The organism is Bradyrhizobium forestalis, from assembly GCF_002795245.1.
GTDB classification, from domain to species: Bacteria; Pseudomonadota; Alphaproteobacteria; order Rhizobiales; family Xanthobacteraceae; genus Bradyrhizobium; species Bradyrhizobium forestalis.
Genome location: NZ_PGVG01000169.1, coordinates 1 through 382, shown reverse-complemented (window position 1 = coordinate 382; position 382 = coordinate 1). Strand labels below are relative to the sequence as shown.

Here is a 382-nt window from a genome sequence, read left to right as displayed (position 1 = left end):
GCCTGGCAAGCAGCCGATCTATACGAAGACGACCGACAAGCGGATTCTGAAGCTGCTGGATAAGCCGCCACCGCAAGGGTTTGCGCGCTGGACCGGCCCCCTGCTGGCCGAGGCGCTGGGCGATGTCGATGTCCAATATGTCTGGCGGTTCCTGCGCAGCCACAAGATTGACCTGGTGGCTCGCAAGTCCTGGTGCGAGAGCAACGACCCGAACTTTACGGCCAAAGCCGCCGATGTTGTCGGCCTCTATGTCGCGCCGCCGGCGAAGGCCATTGTGCTGTGCGTGGACGAGAAGCCCTCGATCCAGGCTTTGGAGCGAGCGCAGGGTTATCTGAAGTTGCCCAATGGCCGCGCCTTAACCGGCCAAAGCCACGATTACAAG

The 382-nt window shown here is 61.8% G+C and carries 1 pseudogene; it reads left to right on the top strand.

Features of this window, described 5'->3' with window-relative positions:
- Nucleotides 1-382: pseudogene (locus tag CVM73_RS38960) on the top strand (helix-turn-helix domain-containing protein); the annotation flags it as partial.